Origin of the sequence: Microbacterium sp. (assembly GCF_035556355.1) — a bacterium.
Taxonomy (GTDB): Bacteria; Actinomycetota; Actinomycetes; order Actinomycetales; family Microbacteriaceae; genus Microbacterium.
This window is the reverse complement of record NZ_DATMFG010000013.1, coordinates 15,802-33,370: the sequence shown is the minus strand read 5'-3', so window position 1 is coordinate 33,370 and position 17,569 is coordinate 15,802. Positions and strand designations below refer to the sequence as shown.

The 17,569-nt window shown below is 70.0% G+C and carries 19 protein-coding genes; 11 read left to right on the top strand and 8 right to left on the bottom strand.

The features are described from left to right. Positions 1–108: 108 nt before the first annotated feature. Positions 109–570 carry a tetratricopeptide repeat protein gene (locus VNR19_RS02400; RefSeq protein WP_325723521.1) on the bottom strand — a complete coding sequence of 154 codons (462 nt, stop codon included), beginning with the start codon at positions 568–570 and terminating at the stop codon, positions 109–111. Beyond that, positions 567–1,379 (bottom strand): 4-hydroxy-tetrahydrodipicolinate reductase, encoded by an 813-nt coding sequence (gene dapB, locus VNR19_RS02395; RefSeq protein ID WP_325723519.1) that lies wholly within the window; start codon positions 1,377–1,379, stop codon positions 567–569. The genes VNR19_RS02400 and dapB overlap by 4 nt, the downstream gene beginning before the upstream one ends. A gap of 56 nt (positions 1,380–1,435) precedes the next feature. On the opposite strand from dapB, the gene VNR19_RS02390 reads away from it, so the two are divergent. After that, positions 1,436–1,903 (top strand): GNAT family N-acetyltransferase, encoded by a 468-nt coding sequence (locus VNR19_RS02390; RefSeq protein ID WP_325723517.1) that lies wholly within the window; start codon positions 1,436–1,438, stop codon positions 1,901–1,903. 6 nt (positions 1,904–1,909) lie between these two features. On the opposite strand, the gene VNR19_RS02385 is transcribed toward VNR19_RS02390, so the two are convergent. From VNR19_RS02385 to VNR19_RS02375, 3 genes are all read right to left on the bottom strand, one after another. Beyond that, positions 1,910–2,512 carry a histidine phosphatase family protein gene (locus VNR19_RS02385; protein WP_325723515.1) on the bottom strand — a complete coding sequence of 201 codons (603 nt, stop codon included), beginning with the start codon at positions 2,510–2,512 and terminating at the stop codon, positions 1,910–1,912. Between the two features lie 113 nt (positions 2,513–2,625). Then, positions 2,626–3,684 (bottom strand): aldo/keto reductase, encoded by a 1,059-nt coding sequence (locus VNR19_RS02380; RefSeq protein WP_325723513.1) that lies wholly within the window; start codon positions 3,682–3,684, stop codon positions 2,626–2,628. A gap of 271 nt (positions 3,685–3,955) precedes the next feature. Then, on the bottom strand, positions 3,956–6,232 hold the full coding sequence (locus VNR19_RS02375) for a polyribonucleotide nucleotidyltransferase (protein WP_325723509.1): 2,277 nt from the start codon (positions 6,230–6,232) through the stop codon (positions 3,956–3,958). 328 nt (positions 6,233–6,560) lie between these two features. On the opposite strand from VNR19_RS02375, the gene VNR19_RS02370 reads away from it, so the two are divergent. The 9 genes from VNR19_RS02370 (at position 6,561) to VNR19_RS02330 (ending at position 13,275) form a co-directional block, all read left to right on the top strand. Further along, positions 6,561–6,743, top strand: coding sequence for a DUF5302 domain-containing protein (locus VNR19_RS02370; RefSeq protein ID WP_325723507.1), 183 nt, complete (start codon positions 6,561–6,563; stop codon positions 6,741–6,743). A gap of 17 nt (positions 6,744–6,760) precedes the next feature. Next, positions 6,761–6,895 (top strand): hypothetical protein, encoded by a 135-nt coding sequence (locus tag VNR19_RS02365; RefSeq protein ID WP_325723505.1) that lies wholly within the window; start codon positions 6,761–6,763, stop codon positions 6,893–6,895. Between the two features lies 1 nt (position 6,896). Continuing rightward, entirely contained in the window at positions 6,897–7,082 is a 186-nt protein-coding gene (locus VNR19_RS02360) for a hypothetical protein (RefSeq protein ID WP_325723503.1), read from the top strand. Further along, on the top strand, positions 7,018–8,478 hold the full coding sequence (locus tag VNR19_RS02355) for an MFS transporter (RefSeq protein WP_414684112.1): 1,461 nt from the start codon (positions 7,018–7,020) through the stop codon (positions 8,476–8,478). The genes VNR19_RS02360 and VNR19_RS02355 overlap by 65 nt, the downstream gene beginning before the upstream one ends. Positions 8,479–8,627: 149 nt before the next feature. After that, positions 8,628–9,995 carry a glutamate decarboxylase gene (gene gad, locus VNR19_RS02350; protein ID WP_325723501.1) on the top strand — a complete coding sequence of 456 codons (1,368 nt, stop codon included), beginning with the start codon at positions 8,628–8,630 and terminating at the stop codon, positions 9,993–9,995. Position 9,996: 1 nt separating this feature from the next. Next, positions 9,997–10,656, top strand: coding sequence for a hypothetical protein (locus VNR19_RS02345; protein WP_325723499.1), 660 nt, complete (start codon positions 9,997–9,999; stop codon positions 10,654–10,656). Between the two features lie 69 nt (positions 10,657–10,725). Next, positions 10,726–11,088 (top strand): PadR family transcriptional regulator, encoded by a 363-nt coding sequence (locus VNR19_RS02340; RefSeq protein WP_325723497.1) that lies wholly within the window; start codon positions 10,726–10,728, stop codon positions 11,086–11,088. Further along, on the top strand, positions 11,085–12,470 hold the full coding sequence (locus tag VNR19_RS02335; protein ID WP_325723496.1) for a permease prefix domain 1-containing protein: 1,386 nt from the start codon (positions 11,085–11,087) through the stop codon (positions 12,468–12,470). The genes VNR19_RS02340 and VNR19_RS02335 overlap by 4 nt, the downstream gene beginning before the upstream one ends. Before the next feature lie 7 nt (positions 12,471–12,477). Continuing rightward, positions 12,478–13,275 (top strand): DNA/RNA non-specific endonuclease, encoded by a 798-nt coding sequence (locus VNR19_RS02330; RefSeq protein WP_325723494.1) that lies wholly within the window; start codon positions 12,478–12,480, stop codon positions 13,273–13,275. 15 nt (positions 13,276–13,290) lie between these two features. On the opposite strand, the gene VNR19_RS02325 is transcribed toward VNR19_RS02330, so the two are convergent. From VNR19_RS02325 to VNR19_RS02315, 3 genes are all read right to left on the bottom strand, one after another. Then, positions 13,291–13,953, bottom strand: a complete 663-nt coding sequence (locus tag VNR19_RS02325; protein WP_325723492.1) for an FMN reductase — start codon at positions 13,951–13,953, stop codon at positions 13,291–13,293. Further along, positions 13,950–15,200 carry an LLM class flavin-dependent oxidoreductase gene (locus tag VNR19_RS02320; protein ID WP_325723632.1) on the bottom strand — a complete coding sequence of 417 codons (1,251 nt, stop codon included), beginning with the start codon at positions 15,198–15,200 and terminating at the stop codon, positions 13,950–13,952. The genes VNR19_RS02325 and VNR19_RS02320 overlap by 4 nt, the downstream gene beginning before the upstream one ends. Positions 15,201–15,349: 149 nt before the next feature. Further along, positions 15,350–16,231 carry an alpha/beta fold hydrolase gene (locus tag VNR19_RS02315; protein WP_325723490.1) on the bottom strand — a complete coding sequence of 294 codons (882 nt, stop codon included), beginning with the start codon at positions 16,229–16,231 and terminating at the stop codon, positions 15,350–15,352. Between the two features lie 126 nt (positions 16,232–16,357). On the opposite strand from VNR19_RS02315, the gene VNR19_RS02310 reads away from it, so the two are divergent. Beyond that, the gene (locus VNR19_RS02310; protein WP_325723488.1) at positions 16,358–17,566 is read left to right on the top strand and encodes an acyltransferase family protein; all 1,209 of its coding nucleotides are present in this window, start codon (positions 16,358–16,360) and stop codon (positions 17,564–17,566) included. Positions 17,567–17,569: the final 3 nt, after the last annotated feature.

The following is a 17,569-nucleotide window of genomic DNA, read 5'->3' as shown; positions in this document are numbered from 1 at the left end:
ACCCCCTACCCCCCGCCGGTCGCCTACCCGTGCCGAGGATGCGCGAACGACGACCGGATGCCGCATGCCGCGGTCATTCGTGCGATCTCGACGCCTTCGGGGCCCGGCTCAGCCCCCGGCCGCGGCCCGGCGCTCGACCGACTCGAGGCGGATCGCGCGACGCACGGCCTCGCGCGCCCGGCGGCGGTCGCCGGCCGCGTCGTACGCGAGCCCGAGGCGGTACCACGCGCGCCAGTCCTCCGGGTTCTCCTCGACCTCGCGGCGATACGCGGGGAAGACGGCGTCGCCGTCCTCGCGCAGCACACGCCCGCTCGGGCGCACCCCGACCTCCTCGGTCGGCAGGGCGTCCTCGCCCTCGAGGCGGCGCGCCAGCTGTTCGGCGCGCACGCCGAACCACAGCTCGCGCGCGAGCCCCCACGCCGCGATGAGCGGCAGCACGACGAGGGCGACGCCCATGAGGACGCCGACCGGGTCGCCGCTCATGAGCAGGAGCACGGCCCGCTGCCCGACGAGCACGATGTACAGCGCGAGCGCGGCCGCGATGACGAAGACGCCGATGCGCGCGCTCATGCGGGGGTCACGCCGGCGACCTGTCCCGAGACGTCCCCGTCCGCGACGGGCGGCTCCTCGACGGTGCCCGGCACCCGGACGCCCAGGTCGATGAAGCTGTCGAGGCCGACGAGGACGCCCTGCGCATCGCGCGCCGCGCGAAGGGCGATGCGGATGCCGGGCGCATACGCGCGAGCAGGGTCGATCGTGTCATGCGTGATGGTCACCGACTCCCCCGGCCCGGAGAGGATCACGTCCTGCTTCGCGACGACGCCCGGGCGGCGCAGCGAGTGCACGGGCACGCTCGCGACCTGCTGACCGCGGGCGCGCTGATCGACGTGCGGCGACTCCACCGGACCGACCGCACCGCGCGCCGCCGCGATGAGCTCGGCGGTGCGCACGGCGGTGCCGCTCGGCGAGTCGATCTTCGTCTCTCGATGCGCCTCGACGATCTCGATCGACGGGAAGAAGGGCGCCGCCGCGGCGGCGAGCGCCGTGCTGAGCACCGACCCGAGCGAGAAGTTGGGGATGAACACGACACCGGTGCCGGCGGCCGCCACGAGCGGGCGCACGAGTGCGATGCGCTCGGCCGACCAGCCCGACGTGCCGACCAGCACGTTGACGCCGCGCTCGATGGCGGCGCGGACGACGTCGATCGACACCGCGGGCGACGACGCGTCGACCACGAGGTCGGCGCCGTCGAGCTCGTCGAGCGTCGAACTCGACGACAGCACGGCGTGCACCTCGAAGCCGTCCTCGGCCTCGACGACGGAGCGGATGATGCCGCCGAGCTTGCCGGTTCCGCCCACGATGGCCACGCGCGTCGTCATGCGTCAAGCCTAATCGCGCGCGCGGAGACGCCGACCGACCGACCTAGGATCGAGGGATGGCCGAATTCGTCGAGGCATCCGTCGACTCGCCCGAAGCACATGCCCTCCTCGCCGACTACTTCGCGCTCCGCGCCGAGATCTTCCCCGGCGGCGGCTACCGCACCGTGTTCCCCGATCCGGCCGCGTTCGAGCCGCCCGCCGGCGTGTTCGTGATGGTGCGTGACGACGGAACGCCCGTCGGCTGCGGCGGCATCCGTCGCGTTCCCGACGGCCCTGCAGGCGTCCGCTACGAGGTCAAGCACCTGTACCTCTCCCCCGCGACGCGCGGGCGGGGATGGGGACGGATGCTCCTCGCGGATCTCGAGCGCCGTGCGCGCGAATGGGGGGCCGCGGAGCTCGTGCTCGACACCCACCACACCCTCGAGGCGGCGGGCGGCCTGTATGCGGCGAGCGGCTTCAGGCGGATCGAGCCGTACAACGACAACCCGAACGCCACGCGCTGGTACGCGAAGACGCTCGATTGACGTGCGTCAGACGGGGTAGGTCTCGGGCAGACCCGTGCGCAGCTCGACCGGGAGGTGCGCCATGTCGTTGTGCGACACGAGCGTCCACGGGCGGCCCTGCTTCTGGGCGATGACCGTGAGCCCGCAGTGCGCCTGATTCAGCGTCATCCACCGCCACTCGGGCGCCTGCAGCACTTCACGCACGAACCACGCGATGACGAAGTTGTGCGTGATGAGCAGCTCGTGCACCTCGCCCGGCCGTCGCACGAGGAACTCGCTCACGGCGTCGCCCATCTGGGCGCGGCCGGCCTCGATCTCGGCCTCGGTCACGCCGCCGAAGAAGGGCTCGAATGCGGCCGGCGTCTCGGGGGTCATGCCGGTGGGGACGCAGTCGAACAGGAGCGCCGACGGCTCGGGGTTCACCGACGGCATGCGGTCGGCCACCGCGTGAGCCGTCTGGCTCGCGCGCTCGAGGGGCGAGTGCCACACGGAATCGAACGGCACGCCGGAGAGGCGGTCGGCCAGCAGTGCGGCCTGTCGCCGGCCGCGCGGCGACAGGGGTCCGTCGGCGAGGCCGTGCTCGGCGTCCTGATGCTCACCATGCCGCACGAGGTAGATGTAGTGCGTCACACCAGCTCACTTCGTCGGGGGGATCTGCGCGCTCAGAGGCGCCCCTCCACCCTACGACAACGATGCGCGCGACCCGGCTCGCCGACGCGGGCTGTGGACAGCCGGGCGCAGACCTACTCGGACGCCCGACCGATGTCGGCGAGCTGTGCCCGACTGAGGCGCACGCCGACGCCCTGCACGAGCTCCTCGACGTGCTGCGGCGCGAACGCGTTCACGATCGGCGCCGTCACGAGACGCTGCGCGAGCAGCCACGCCACCGCGACCGCGGCATCCGGCACGCCGAGCTCGGATCCGACCGCGTCGAGCGCACGCAGCGTTCGGCTCCCGCGCCGGTTGAGGTTCGCCGCGAGCTGAGCGCCGCGCACCGAGAGCGCACCGCGCACGCGCGTGCGGTGACGACCCGCGAGGAAGCCGTGCTCGAGTGCGTGCGACGGGGTCACAGCCATGCCCTGCGCGCCGGCGACGAGCCGCAGGTCGTCGTCGAACTCGTGGCGGCGCAGCACGTTGTACGGAACGTCGAGCACCGTGATGCGCGGGAAGCCCGCCGACGCGTAGATGCGCGCCTCGACGAGCTGCGCGGCTGTGTAGCCGATCGCCCCGAGTGAGCCCACCTTGCCCGACTCGACGAGCCACTCGGCGGTCGCGAGCGTGTCTTCGAGCGCGGTGGTCGTGTCGGCCGTCGCGTCGAGGTAGAGCACGTCGATGCGGTCGGTGCGCAGACGCGTGAGCGAGGATTCGACGGCGCGCACGAGGTTCACGGGGCCGAGGCCCGGGTGGTCGGGGTTTCCGCCGACGCGCACCATGAGCACGATGTCGTCGCGGATGCCGCGCGAGTGCAGCCACTGGCCGACGATGTGCTCGCTGCGGCCGCCCGAGAAGCTGTCGGCGGTGTGCAGGGCGTTGCCGCCCAACTCGACGAACGCGTCGATGATCTCGTGACTCGACTCGAGATCCACATTCCAGCCGAACTCGGCGCCGCCGAGGATGAGCGGGAAGATCTCGTGACCCGTCTCGCCCAGTCGCACGCGGACGCCCTCGCCGACCGCGGGACCCTGCACCGGGATGGGTTCCGACGGATGCGGCGCAGGAGGTGTCGCGGCATCCGTCGCGCTCGCGGCCACGGCTGCGAGATGCGTCGCCGTACGCTTTGATTCGACGTCGAAGTAAGCCATGTGCCACACCCCCTCACGATGTCCTAGAGGACAGATCGTGACCTTTTGATGCTGTGTGCCCCCCGGCACGTAACTACAGGCTAGGGCAGGCCACCGACGAGACCGGTCGTTGCGGGGAACCTACGATAAACATTGCATAACGCTTGCATCACGATGAGGCGCGTGTGCGTCGATTCGTCCCCCGTTCGGCGGACAGGGCCCCATGCCCCCGCACGGTAATGCCCGCCCCTCCGCGAACGGGAGGGACGGGCATCCGCGATTTACGCCCTGATCAGCCCTCGGCAGGAGCCTCGGGGCCGACGCTGGCAGCCGCACGGCTCTCCTGGTCGGCCTCTTCGAGCACCGGCTCGAGCGACAGCTTGCCGCGGTCGTCGATCTTCGTGATGCGCACGAGCAGCTTCTGCCCCACTCCCAGCACGTCCTCGACGTTCTCGACGCGCTTGCCGCCCGCGAGCTTGCGGACCTCGCTGACGTGCAGCAGGCCGTCCTTGCCCGGGAGGAGCGAGATGAACGCGCCGAACGTCGCGATCTTGACGACCGTGCCCAGGAACTGCTCGCCGACCTCGGGGTTGGTGGGGTTGGCGATCGCGTTGACCTGTGCGCGCGCGGCCTCGGCCGACGGGCCGTCGGTCGCGCCGATGTAGACGGTGCCGTCCTCCTCGATGGAGATCTCGGCGCCGGTCTCGTCCTGGATCGCGTTGATCGTCTTGCCCTTGGGGCCGATGAGCTCGCCGATCTTGTCGACCGGGATCTGCACGCTGATCACACGCGGAGCAGTCGGCGCCATCTCGTCGGGACCGTCGATCGCCGCGTTGATGACGTCGAGGATGCGCAGACGCGCGTCTTTGGCCTGCTGCAGCGCGGCCGACAGCACCGACGACGGGATGCCGTCGAGCTTCGTGTCGAGCTGGATGGCGGTGACGAACTCGCTCGTGCCGGCGACCTTGAAGTCCATGTCGCCGAGCGCGTCCTCGGCGCCGAGGATGTCGGTCAGCGCCGCGTAGCGGGTCTGACCGTCCACCTCGTCGGACACGAGGCCCATCGCGATGCCGGCGACGGGGGCGCGCAGCGGCACACCCGCGTTCAGCAGCGAGAGGGTCGACGCGCACACCGAGCCCATCGACGTCGAGCCGTTCGAACCGAGCGCCTCGGACACCTGGCGGATCGCATAGGGGAACTCCTCGCGCGACGGAAGCACCGGCACGAGCGCGCGCTCGGCGAGGAAGCCGTGGCCGATCTCGCGGCGCTTCGGGCTGCCCACACGACCCGTCTCACCCGTCGAGTAAGGCGGGAAGTTGTAGTGGTGCATGTAGCGCTTGTGCGTGACGGGAGACAGCGAGTCGATCTGCTGCTCCATCTTGAGCATGTTCAGCGTCGTGACGCCCAGGATCTGGGTCTCGCCGCGCTGGAAGATCGCCGAGCCGTGCACGCGCGGGATGACCTGCACCTCCGCGTCGAGCGGACGGATGTCGGCCAGGCCGCGGCCGTCGATGCGGACGCCCTCGGTGAGGATGCGGCCACGCACGATCTTCTTGGTAACGGACTTGTAGGCGGCGGAGAACTCGACCGTCGCGACCGCCGGGAGCTCCCCGGCCTCGACCGCGGCGACCAGCTCCGCCTTGACGCGCTCCTTGACGGCGTCGTCGGCGTTCTGCCGCTCGATCTTGTCGGCGATCTGGTACACGCCGACGAGATCGTCGTACGCGCGCGACGCGACGAAGTCGTACGTCTCCTGGCTGTAGGGCAGGAACACGGGGTACGGCTGGATCTCCTTCGCCGCCGAGTTCGCGAGGACGTTCTGCGCCCCGACGAGCTCGCGGATGAAGGGCTTGGCCGCCTCGAGACCCTGCGCGACGATCTCCTCGCTGGGCTTGGTGGCGCCGGCCTTGATGAGGTTCCAGCTGTGCTCGGTCGCCTCGGCCTCGACCATCATGATCGCGACGTCGCCGTCCTCCAGCACGCGGCCCGCGACGACGAGGTCGAACACGGCCTCTTCGAGGACCTTCGTGTTCGGGAACGCGACCCACTGGTCGGGGTGCTCGCCGTGACCCGGCACGAGCGCGAGCCGCACGCCGGCGATCGGACCCGAGAACGGCAGACCCGAGATCTGGGTCGACGCGGATGCCGCGTTGATCGCGAGCGCGTCGTAGAACTCGCCCGGCGCGATCGAGAGCACCGTCACGACGATCTGGACCTCGTTGCGCAGGCCTTCGACGAACGACGGGCGCAGCGGACGGTCGATGAGGCGGCACACCAGGATCGCGTCGGTCGAGGGGCGGCCCTCGCGACGGAAGAACGATCCGGGGATCTTTCCGGCCGCGTACGAGCGCTCCTCGACGTCGACGGTCAGCGGAAAGAAGTCGAAGCCCTCGCGGGGCTGCTTGCTGGCGCTGGTGGCCGACAGGAGCATCGTCTCCTCGTCGAGGTACGCCGCCACGGCGCCCTGGGCCTGCTGTGCCAGGCGTCCGGTCTCGAACCGGACCGTGCGGGTGCCGAAGCGTCCGTTGTCGAGGACGGCTTCGGCGAACGTGATTTCAGGACCTTCCAAGAGGCCTCTCCTTCTTTTTTTAGCCTCGTCCGGCCGTGTGCCGGGCGAGGGTTTCTCGAAGGAGCAGGAACAGGCAGATCTCGACGCGCGGCATCGCCGCGGGATTCGCCAGCGCTGGTCACCAGTAGAAGATCACCCGCCGCGTCGCGTCGGGGAACCCACCACAGGGGACCAGCTTCCTGCCGGCCTGCTCCGTGAAAGCTCATGTTGAATTGAGCGGATGCCGCAAAGGCAGCCTCGTCGATCCTAGCAGTGCGGCTTCTGCGGACCCACCTGGGGGTCTTCCGCACAGGTGGCGACCCCGCGGCGGCGCCCCTAGGGTTGGTGCATGAGCACCGACGACAAGCCGGCGGGCGCCGCATCCGAAGAGATGAAGCGAAAGTTCAAAGAGGCACTCGACAAGAAGAACGCGCAGCACCGTGAGGGCGAGGCGCACCTCGACGGCGACTCGGCGATCCACGGCACGCACGGCGCGGTGACCAAGCGAGAGTTCCGCCGCAAGAGCGGCTGACGCGAAGGAGCACGGCGATGGTCTTCGATCCGACGTTCCACGAGATCTCCGACGAGGCCGACGAGCTGCCCGACCTCGACGGGGCCGACCCCGAGGCCGCTCCCCTCGAGGACGTCGACCCGGCCGACCTGCCCCCTGAAGGCGAGGAGTGACATGAGCGACTTCCACGAGCCGATCCCCGACGACGAGCGCGAGGTGCCGATCGACGACGAGGACGAGCTGGAGCTTCCGCCGCCGACGATCGACCCCCTCGAGTCGGTCGAGGAGGACGTCGATGACCAGGAGCTCGAGGTGCGCGAGGCTGCCATCGAAGCCGGGGAGATCGACCCTGCCGACTGACCCCTCGGCCCGGGAGTCGCCTCCGCGCGCGGGGGCCGCCTGGATCGTCGCCGCACTGTGCACGGGTACGGCGCTGAGTGCGCTGAACTCGGGCATGATCGCGGTCGCCCTGACGACGCTGCGCCGCGAGTTCTCGGTCGACGTCGCGACCGTCACCTGGGTCATCACGGTCTTCTACCTCACGTCGGCCGTGCTGCAGCCGCTCATGGGCCGCCTCGCCGACCGGTACGGCGCCCACCGCGTCTTCACGTTCGGCATGATCATCGTTGCGATCGCCGGCGCCGCGGGTCCGTTCGCGCCGTCGCTGGAGTGGGTGTGCGTCGCGCGCGTGGTCCTCGCGGTCGGCACGGCCGCCGCGTTCCCATCTGCCGCGGCCCTGCTGCGCTCGCTCGCTCCACGAGGGGGCTTCGACGCGGCCCGGGTCATCGGGCGCATCCAGCTCATCGACACGAGCACGGCCGCCATCGGGCCCGTCGTCGGCGGAGCGCTCATCCTCGTCGCGGGATGGGAGGCGGTGTTCTGGATCAACGTGCCGCTCGCCCTGCTCGCGATCGTCAGCACGCGCATCCTCATTCCGCGCGACGAGCCGCGCGATCACGTCCCGATCCGGCGGACGCTGAGCGAGTCCGACATCCCCGGCCTGCTCGCCTTCGCGGCGACCGTGGTCGCGATGCTCATGTTCCTGCTCGCCCTCCCCACCGCCCCGGAATGGCTGCTGCTCGCGGCCGCGGTCGTCGCGTGCGCCCTGTTCGTGTGGCGCGAGCTGCGCGCGCGGGTGCCCTTCGTCGATCTGCGGCTCCTCGCCGAGAATCTGCCGCTCGTGCGGGTGTACGTCCTCTTCGTGATCGGCAACATCGTGCTCTACGGCACGCTCTTCGGGATCCCGCAATACCTCGAGGAGTATGCGTCGTACTCGACGGCGATCGTCGGCGCGATGCTCGTGCCGCTCGCGGCGTTCAACGCCGTGCTCGCGCGGCCGATCGAGCGTCTCATCGACCGGTGGGGCGTGCGCCGGACGATGCTCGCGGGCGCGGGCGGGCTCGTCGTGGCGACGGCCGCACTCCCGCTGCTGGCCCTGTCGTCGCAGTGGTGGATCGTGCTGCTGCTCATGGCGGCGGTCGGCATCCCGTACGCGTTCGTGCTCATCTCGCTCACCCAGTCGCTCTACCGCACGGCGCCGCCCACGATCGTCGGCCAAGCCGCAGGGCTCTTCCAGACGGCCCGCTCGATCGGCTGCATCTCGGCCGCCGCGGTGGTCGGCCTGTCGTTCTCGGGCGCAGTGGGCGCCGAGGACTGGCTCGTGCTCTCGCTCGTCGTCGCGGGGGCCGCGATCGCGCTCACGGTCGCGATGGCCGCGACGGGTCGCACAGCGAGCGCGGGCGCGGCCGCCTCCTGAGCATCCGACTCGGTTTCACGCGATCTGCGCGGTGACGTCCCGACTGTCGGGCAATAGGTTCACGCCCACAAGGACCGTCCCGCGCACATCGGCACCGCTCCGTGCGCGCACTCGCACGCGAGCCGGTCCCCGATCCGACGGAGGACAGCATGACTCACGACGACGCGCTCCAGCCGACGTTCACCCGCGTAGGCGAGGCCACGACGGCGCGCTACCGCACGCTTCCCGAGGACTCGATGCTTCCCGAGACGGCGTACCGGGTCATCCGCGACCAGACGATGCTCGACGGAAACGCGCGGCTGAACCTCGCGACGTTCGTCGGCACGTGGATGGACGAGCACGCCGACCGGCTCTACATCGACTCGGCCGACAAGAACATGATCGACAAGGACGAGTACCCGGCCACGGCGGCGATCGAGGAGAGCTGCTGGCGAATCCTCGGCGACCTGTGGAACGCGCCCGACGACGAGGACGTCATCGGCACGTCGACGATCGGCTCGTCGGAGGCGTGCATGCTCGGCGGGCTCGCGCTCAAGCGTCGCTGGCAGCACGCGCGTCGCGAGGCGGGCAGGCCGGCGGACAAGCCGAACCTCATCATGAGCTCGGCGGTCCAGGTGTGCTGGGAGAAGTTCTGCAACTACTTCGACGTCGAGATGCGGCTCGTGCCGGTCACCGCCGAGCATCCGCTCATGGACGGCACGGGTCTCGAGGACGTCGTGGATGAGAACACGATCGGCGTCGTCGCGATCGTGGGGGTGACGTACACCGGAGCGTACGAGCCGGTGAAGGCGATCGCCGCCAAGCTCGACGAGATCCAGGCTGCGACCGGGCTCGACATCCCGATGCACGTCGACGGGGCCTCGGGGGCGATGGTCGCGCCGTTCCTGCAGCCCGACCTCGAGTGGGACTTCCGCGTCGAGCGCGTGCAGTCCATCAACACGTCGGGGCACAAATACGGCCTCGTCTACCCCGGCGTCGGCTGGGTGGTGTGGCGCAGCACGGCCGCGCTCCCCGAAGACCTCGTGTTCCGCGTGAGCTACCTCGGCGGATCGATGCCGACGTTCGCCCTCAACTTCTCGCGGCCAGGCGCCCCGGTGCTGCTGCAGTACTACCGGTTCCTGCGGCTCGGTCGCGCGGGCTACACGGCGATCCAGCAGGCGTCGCAGGATGTCGCGACGTACCTCTCGTCGGGGGTGGCCGAGCTCGACGCCTTCGAGCTGCTCAGCGACGGCACCGACATCCCGGTCTTCGCGTGGCGGCTCCGGCCGGGGTACACCGACAAATGGACGCTGTACCACCTGTCGGAGCGGCTGCGGATCAAGGGCTGGCTCGTGCCCGCCTATCCGCTGTCGGGCGAGCTGTCGGACCAGACGGTGATGCGGATCGTGTGCCGCAACGGACTCAGCCGCGACCTCGCGGAGGGCCTCCTGGACGACATCCGGAAGGAGACCTACTTCCTCGACTCGCTCGACGCGCCCATGCCCCACCCCGGCCTCGGGCCGACGTTCCATCACTGACATGCGCGGTGCGGCCGATCGCGCCACACGGCGTGTGCGACGTCTGAGGCGCGAATCCTGGGGCTTCGCGGTCGGATCCGCGCTGTTCTTCGTCGGCGTCCTGCCGGCGTACTCATCGTGGGCGGGACCCGTCTGGACGAACGCGACGTTCTTCGCGGGTTCGATCTTCTTCACGATGGCGGGGCTCATCCAGCTCCTGCTGAGCGGCCGTCGCGCGCCCGACACCCGGATGAACCGCGCCGACCGCACGGACTGGTGGGCGGCGGCGATCCAGTTCGCCGGAACGCTCCTGTTCAACGCCTCGACAGGGGCTGCGCTGGTCGCCGCGATCATCGAGCCCGACAGAGTGGGTGCCGGATGGCGGCCGGATGCGTGGGGCTCGATCGCGTTCCTCGTCTCGTCCGCACTCGCGGTGGTCGCCACCAAGGACCGCGGCGAGCTGTGGGATCGCGACGCGCGGACGTGGCACGGCACGGGACTGAACATGCTCGGATCGATCGCGTTCGGCGTGTCGGCGGTGGCCGCGTTCGTGCGGCCCGCCACGGGAGATCTCGTGAGTGCGGCGATGGCGAACTTCGGCACGGCGATCGGCGCGGCGTGCTTCTTCGTCGCCGCCCTGCTCGCCCGCCGGACGATCGAGGAGCCTCCGCGACGCGCATGACGGCGCGCGAGATGCGTGTTACCTTGTGGTGCTATGTACCTAGCAGTTCTAGGTATTGGGGGTGGCACGGTGCGCATCGGCAAGGACCTCGTCGCGGCGGTCGCGACGCCACTCGTCCTCGGCATCCTCGCCGAGGGCGAGTCGTACGGGTACGCGATCCTGCAGCGCGTGAGCGAGCTGTCGGAGGGCGAGCTCGAGTGGAGCGACGGCATGCTGTATCCGCTGCTCCACCGACTCGAGCGGCTCGGCTACGTCGAGGCTTCGTGGGGCATCTCGCCCACGGGTCGACGCCGGCGCCACTACCGGCTGAGCCCCAGCGGCCACGCCGCGATCGCGGAACAGCGCAGGCAATGGGAGGTCGTCAGTGACGCGCTCAACCGCGTATGGGACGGCCGCGGGAGCGCGCGGGCTGACCTCGCCTGGGCGGAATGACCACATCGGGAGGGGTCGGCATGACCGGAGGCGAGCTGGAGGAGCGCATCGCGCAATGGCGTGAGTTCGTCGCGCGTCGCGACGCGATCGCGCGTGACGTCGACGAGCTCGAAAGCCACCTGCGCGATCAGATCGACGGGCTCCAGGCGTCGGGCCTCGCCCCTGACGAGGCGTTCCTCGTCGCGGTGAAGCGCATGGGGCGCCTCGACGAGCTCTCGAAGGAGTTCGCACGCGAGCATTCGGAACGAATGTGGAAGCAGCTGGTGATGCCGGATGCCGCACCCCAGGCATCCGATTCGCGGAGTCTCCGGCTCGCCCTCGGCCTCGCCGTCGGCGCCGCGCTGGCCGTGCGGCTCGCGGCGATGCTGCTCCCCGACGGGCCGGCCGGTGCGCTCATGAACGCGAGCGTGCTCGTGCTGCCGTTCCTCGCGACCCACTTCCTCATGCGCCGGCGTGCGAGCGCCGTGACCGCGGTCGCGGTGCTCGTGCCGTTCGCCATCACGGCCGTCGTGCTGAACGCCTACCCGTTCGAGCCGGACGGCACGACGCAGGCCCTGTCGGCGATGCACGCCGTCGTGGCGATGTGGCTCGTCGTCGGGATCGCGTATGCCGGTGGCGACTGGCGCTCGAGCCGCGCGCGCATGGACTTCATCCGGTTCTCGGGCGAATGGCTCGTGTACTACGCGCTCATCGCGCTCGGCGGAGCCGTCATCACGGCGATCACGCTGGGCGTCTTCGGCTCGATCGGCATCGACGCCCAGCCGTTCGTGGGCGAGTGGCTCCTGCCGTGCGGCGCGGCGGGCGCCGTGCTCGTGGCGGCCTGGCTCGTCGAGGCCAAGCAGAGCGTGGTCGAGAACATCGCGCCCGTGCTCACGAGGGTGTTCACGCCCCTGTTCACGCTGTTGCTGCTCGCGCTCATCGCCGCGTGGATCGTGCAGGGGATCACCGCGGGCAGCGACGGGACGACCGTCGTGTTCGGCGAGCGCAATCTGCTCATCGTCTTCGACGTCACCGTGATCTTCGCGCTCGCGCTGCTGCTGTACTCGCTGTCGGCGCGCGACCCGCTGCAGCCTCCGAAATGGTTCGATCGCCTGCAGCTCGTGCTGCTGGCGAGCGTGCTCGTCGTCGACGTGCTCGTCCTCGTGTCGATGGTCGGGCGGATCGCCGAGTACGGCTCGAGCCCGAACAAGCTCGCGTCGCTGGGGCTCAACCTGATCCTGCTCGTCAACCTCGTCGGAGCGACGTGGCTGCAGACGCGGTTCGTCTTCGGGCGCGAGCGCTTCGCCGCGCTCGAGTCGTGGCAGACGGCGTTCCTCCCGGTGTACCTCGCATGGGCCGCCGTCGTCGTCGCGGTCTTCCCCGTGACCTTCGGGTACGTGTAGGTGGCGGATGTACGACCAGGAGTTCCTCGGGATCGAGGTCCCGCTCCCCCGGCCCCGCACGGACGAGCCGATGCGCGAGCTCGACTACCCGCGCTTCACGGTCGTGCTCGACCCGCGGCGGCGTCTCGCACGGGTCACAGGCGTCAACGTCGACGGCGGGTCGCTGGTCGACCTTCCGCGTCAGGGCCGGTGGCGTCTCGACGAGCGCGTCCCCGCGCACGAGCAGGCCGGCCCCGAGCTCTACGCGCGCAACGACCTCGACCGCGGCCACCTCGTTCGCCGACGCGATCCGGGGTGGGGCGATCCCGCCGACGCGCGCACAGCGATGGCGGCGACGTTCTTCTATCCGAACGCCGCTCCGCAGGCGAGCGCGTTCAACCAGTCGAAGGAGCTGTGGCTGGGTCTCGAGGACCATGTCCTCGAATTCGCGGATGCCACCCACCAGCGCATCTCGGCCTTCACTGCTCCGGTGCTCGCCGAGGACGACCCCGTCTACCGCGGAATCGCGATCCCGCGCCGGTTCTGGAAGGTCGTCGCGTGGGCGGATGCCTCGCGCGACGGACGCCTGGGCGCGACGGGATTCGTGCTCGACCAGTCCGAGCTGCTCGACCTGCGCGAGGGCGGGCTGACGGTCGCGCCGCTCGGCGGGTTCCGCACGTTCCAGGCGCCGATCGTCGACCTCGAGCGGCTCGCCGGCATCGACGCGGGTCCGCTCGCGGCGGCCGACGTCCTGCCGCAGACGACCGTGCGCGGAGAGACCGCCTGGCGGCCTCTCCGCGCGGTCCACGACATCGCGCTGGGCTGAATCGCGCCTCGCGCGTCACTCGCCCGCGAGGCCGCCCAGCAGGTGGCCGAACGATCGGCCCTCACCCAGGTAGCTCGCCGGGTCGAACGGATCGGATGCGGTCGCCGGGTTCTTGCGCGCGATCGCGACGGCGAACTCGCGTGCGGCCTTGTCGATGCGCTCCGACAGCGACGCGACCTGGTCGCCCGAGCCGCCCCAGTCGCTCGAGGCGGCGAACACGCCCGTCGAGACGGGCTCGGCGTGCAGGTAGGCGAACAGCGGCCGGATCGCGTAGTCGATCGCGAGCGAGTGGCGCGGCGTACCGGCGTTCGCACCGATGAGGACGGGCTTGCCGGTGAGTGCGTCGGGGTCGAGCACGTCGATGAACGACTTGAACAGACCCGAGTAGCTGGTCGAGAAGATCGGCGTGACCGCGATGATGGCGTCCGCCGAGACGACCGCGTTGATCATCGACTCGAGGGCCGGAGGCGCGAAACCCGTGAGGAGGTTGTTCGTGATGTCATGCGCGTAGTCGCGCAGCTCGAACACGTCGACCTCCGCCTCGATGCCCTCTCCATCCGGTCCCTGGGCCCGTCGAAGGGCCGCGACGGTCGCGGCGGTGAGCCGGTCGGCGAGCATGCGCGTCGACGAGGGGTTCGAGAGCCCCGCCGAGATGACGGCGATGCGACGGGCGGTCATCGGCTCGTCTCGCTTCGCTCGCTCACCGGACGGGTGGAGGCGGTCGCGGCCGCGCCGAACGCGGCGCCGGCGGCGGCCGCCGGCCGGGTCGCGTGCGCGTCCTGGTACGGCGACCCCGCAGTGAGGTTGTCGCCGCGGTTCGCGCCGGGCACGGCCTGTCGCGGCTCGCCATCGCCATAGGCGGCCTTCACACGCGCGGCGTGGGTGGGGGCATCCGGAACATCGGCGGGGCGTCCGCGCTGCAGTTCCTTGCGCAGGACCGGCACCACCTCGCCGCCGAGGATGTCGAGCTGCTCGAGCACCGTCTTGAGCGGGAGGCCGGCGTGATCCATGAGGAACAGCTGGCGCTGGTAGTCGCCGAACGTCTCGCGCATGCTCGCGTAGCGGTCGATGACCTGCTGGGGCGAGCCGACCATGAGCGGCGTCATCTCCATGAAGTCCTCGAGGCTCGGCCCGTGGCCGTAGACGGGCGCGTTGTCGAAGTACGGGCGGAACTCGCGCACGGCGTCCTGCGAGTTCGGTCGCATGAACGCCTGGCCGCCGAGTCCGACGATCGCCTGCTCGGGCGTGCCGTGCCCGTAGTGGGCGTAACGCTGGCGGTAGAGGCCGATCAGCCGCTGGTAGTGCTCCTTCGGCCAGAAGATGTTGTTCGCGAAGAAGCCGTCGCCGTAGTACGCGGCCTGCTCGGCGATCTCGGGGGTGCGGATCGACCCGTGCCACACGAACGGCGGCACGCCGTCGAGCGGACGCGGTGTCGCGGTGAAGCCCTGCAGCGGGGTGCGGAACTGGCCCTCCCAGTCGACGACGTCCTCACGCCACAGGCGGTGGAGCAGGTTGTAGCTCTCGATCGTGATCGGCAGGCCCTGGCGGATGTCCTTTCCGAACCACGGGTACACCGGGCCCGTGTTGCCGCGCCCGATCATGAGGTCCATGCGACCCTGCGACACGTGCTGCAGCATCGAGTAGTCCTCGGCGATCTTCACCGGGTCGTTCGTCGTGATGAGGGTCGTCGCGGTCGAGAGGATGAGCCGCTCGGTCTGCCCCGCGATGTAGGCGAGTGTCGTCGGAGGAGACGACGACCAGAACGGCGGGTTGTGGTGCTCGCCGAGCGCGAAAACGTCGAGACCGACCTCCTCGGCGTGCTTGGCGATGGTGAGGGTCGCCTGGATGCGCTCGGCCTCACTCGGAGTGCGGCCCGTGGTGGGGTCCTGCGTGATGTCGCTCACGGTGAAGATGCCGAACTGCATCCCCTGCCACGTGCTGCTGGTGTCGCTCACGATCTCTTCCGCTCTCGGATGCCGGAGCATCCGTATCTATGCAAGTGAATGTAACTCGTGCAACGCCTCTGTGCCAAGGTTATTCCCGCACGCCTGAGACGGCCTCGGAACCGGCCGTCTCAGGCGTCCGCGAACAGCGCGAGCATGTCGCGCACGACCTGGTGCGGGGTCCCCTCGCACGGCGCGTGACCTGTCGGATAGATCGCGATGCGCGCGCCGATGCGCTTCGCGTACTCCATGTGCTGCGCGGTCGGCCACAGGTCGTTGTCGCCCACGACGATGAGCTTCGGGATGTCGATCGCCGCGACCTCGTCCAGCACGTCGGGCGTGTCCATCATGAGACGCACCACGTCGTCGATCGCCTCGCGCCGCGTGACGTCCATGCGGTCGCGCACGAACGAGATGCGGTGCGACGGCGACCGATTGAGGTTGTACCGGATGCCCCACAGGATCAGCCCCGCCGCCTTGTGGGGGTCCACGTCCGACAGCGGCCCGATGTGCCGGACGCCGCGGAACACCTGGCCCACCGCGGGCGCCGACGACATGAGCGTGAGGCTCGAGAAGAGGTCGGGCCGCTCGACGAGTGCGAGCTCCGAGACGATGCCGCCGAAGCTGTAGCCCAGCACATGCGCGGGTGTCGGACCGTCCTCCAGCACCGCGATGAGGTCATCGATGAACAGCCGGTAGTCGTAGTGCTCACGCGGCGGGATGAGGTTGTGGGGCCCTGCGTCGACCGATTCCCAGTGGCCGGCGAGATCGTACGACTCGACGCGATATCCCGCTTCGGCCAGCAGCGGGAACATGAGGAGGAAGTCCTCCTTGGATCCGGCGAACCCCGACACGAGCACGACGCGCTGCGCGGTCGGGTCGCCGAGCGTCGCACGCGCGAGCGGACCGCTCGGAGCCGACACCGTGTCGCGCACCGTGCCGGGCGGGAAGGTGCGCCAGTCGATGTCGGGAATCACCTGGTCACGCTGGATCGCGTCGTCGATCGTGGTCATCGCGCCGACGAGACTACAGCCTCGCGGCGACTCTCACCGGTCGGCGCGTCGCACGACACGTCCCGCACGGCTCGCGGTCAAGCCCCTCTCGCCCGCGCGAACCGGGGATAGTGTGGCTTCGCCGCCATGACCGATTCACACAGCGCGGCCGCAGCCGCGGCATCCGGATCCCCCGCCTCGCCGGCCACGGGGAGCGTCGGCACGCCGCGCGCGAAGCGCCGAGTGCCCTTCTGGGACAACGCGCGGTTCGCCTGCATCACGCTCGTCGTCCTCGGTCATGCGATCCAACGACTCACGTACGACTCCGACATCGCGCTCGGGCTCTACCTCGTGATCTACGCGTTCCACATGCCCGCGTTCGCCCTCATCTCGGGTTACTTCTCGCGCTCGGACTCGCCGAGCCGACGGCAGATGGCTCGCGTGATCACCGACATCCTCGTGCCGTACGTCATCTTCGAGGCGCTGTGGACTCTCACGAAGTGGCTCGTCGAGGGGCAGGCGAACCCCAATCTCACGCAGCCCTCGTGGACACTGTGGTTCCTGCTCGCGCTCGGCATCTTCCGGCTCGTGCTCCCCTACCTCGCGCTCCTGCGGTGGCCGCTCGCGTGGACGATCGTGATCTCGATCGGCGCCGGCTACCTGCCGAACATCGACTCGACGCTGTCGCTGTCGCGCACGATGGGCCTGCTGCCGTTCTTCACGCTCGGCTGGTGGCTGCGCGAGCACGACATCGTCGAGCGCCTGCGACTGCTCGATCGCCGGCCGTGGTGGGTGTTCGCGGGCGCGATCGGCACGTTCGCCGTCGCGGGGCTCGTCGCATGGTTCTTCATCGACGACTGGCGCGAGATGAACCTCGGCGCGTGGCTGTTCTACGACGAGAACTACTCGTCGATCGGCGGCACGCAGTGGTGGGCGGGCGGCGTGCGACTGGCGCTCATCGCGATCGCGCTCGTGCTCGTGACCGCGTTCCTCGCGCTCGTCCCGCGCGGCACACACTGGTGGACGCACTTCGGGCAGTACACGATGTACGTCTATCTCCTGCACTCCTTCGTGCTGTACCCCTTCCGCGAGTCGGGCGTGCTGCGCCATCTCGAGCCGACGTGGCTGTGGCTGCCGATCGTGATCGTCGCGTCGGTGCTGATTTCGCTCGGCCTCGCGACGCGGCCGGTCAGGTGGGTGTTCCGGCCGTTCATCGAGCCGCGGCCGGCGTGGCTGTTCGCCGATCGCGACCTCGCCCGGCGCGAGGGGCGACGCAACGACCCGACGGGTTCGCGGCGGCCGCGCGAGACGACCCGCCGACTGAGACCGGCGGGCGAGGAGCGCCCCGACCGCTAGGTA

Excerpts from the sequence above, each read along its gene's own strand:
- VNR19_RS02335 (WP_325723496.1), top strand. The coding sequence starts at position 11,085 with ATGACCACATCGGGAGGGGTCGGCATGACCGGAGGCGAGCTGGAGGAG.
- VNR19_RS02315 (WP_325723490.1), bottom strand. The coding sequence starts at position 16,231 with ATGACCACGATCGACGACGCGATCCAGCGTGACCAGGTGATTCCCGAC.
- gad (WP_325723501.1), top strand. The coding sequence starts at position 8,628 with ATGACTCACGACGACGCGCTCCAGCCGACGTTCACCCGCGTAGGCGAG.
- VNR19_RS02325 (WP_325723492.1), bottom strand. The coding sequence starts at position 13,953 with ATGACCGCCCGTCGCATCGCCGTCATCTCGGCGGGGCTCTCGAACCCC.
- VNR19_RS02390 (WP_325723517.1), top strand. The coding sequence starts at position 1,436 with ATGGCCGAATTCGTCGAGGCATCCGTCGACTCGCCCGAAGCACATGCC.
- VNR19_RS02330 (WP_325723494.1), top strand. The coding sequence starts at position 12,478 with ATGTACGACCAGGAGTTCCTCGGGATCGAGGTCCCGCTCCCCCGGCCC.
- VNR19_RS02355 (WP_414684112.1), top strand. The coding sequence starts at position 7,018 with ATGACCAGGAGCTCGAGGTGCGCGAGGCTGCCATCGAAGCCGGGGAGA.
- dapB (WP_325723519.1), bottom strand. The coding sequence starts at position 1,379 with ATGACGACGCGCGTGGCCATCGTGGGCGGAACCGGCAAGCTCGGCGGC.
- VNR19_RS02320 (WP_325723632.1), bottom strand. The coding sequence starts at position 15,200 with ATGCAGTTCGGCATCTTCACCGTGAGCGACATCACGCAGGACCCCACC.
- VNR19_RS02310 (WP_325723488.1), top strand. The coding sequence starts at position 16,358 with ATGACCGATTCACACAGCGCGGCCGCAGCCGCGGCATCCGGATCCCCC.
- VNR19_RS02360 (WP_325723503.1), top strand. The coding sequence starts at position 6,897 with ATGAGCGACTTCCACGAGCCGATCCCCGACGACGAGCGCGAGGTGCCG.
- VNR19_RS02345 (WP_325723499.1), top strand. The coding sequence starts at position 9,997 with ATGCGCGGTGCGGCCGATCGCGCCACACGGCGTGTGCGACGTCTGAGG.
- VNR19_RS02380 (WP_325723513.1), bottom strand. The coding sequence starts at position 3,684 with ATGGCTTACTTCGACGTCGAATCAAAGCGTACGGCGACGCATCTCGCA.
- VNR19_RS02400 (WP_325723521.1), bottom strand. The coding sequence starts at position 570 with ATGAGCGCGCGCATCGGCGTCTTCGTCATCGCGGCCGCGCTCGCGCTG.
- VNR19_RS02365 (WP_325723505.1), top strand. The coding sequence starts at position 6,761 with ATGGTCTTCGATCCGACGTTCCACGAGATCTCCGACGAGGCCGACGAG.
- VNR19_RS02370 (WP_325723507.1), top strand. The coding sequence starts at position 6,561 with ATGAGCACCGACGACAAGCCGGCGGGCGCCGCATCCGAAGAGATGAAG.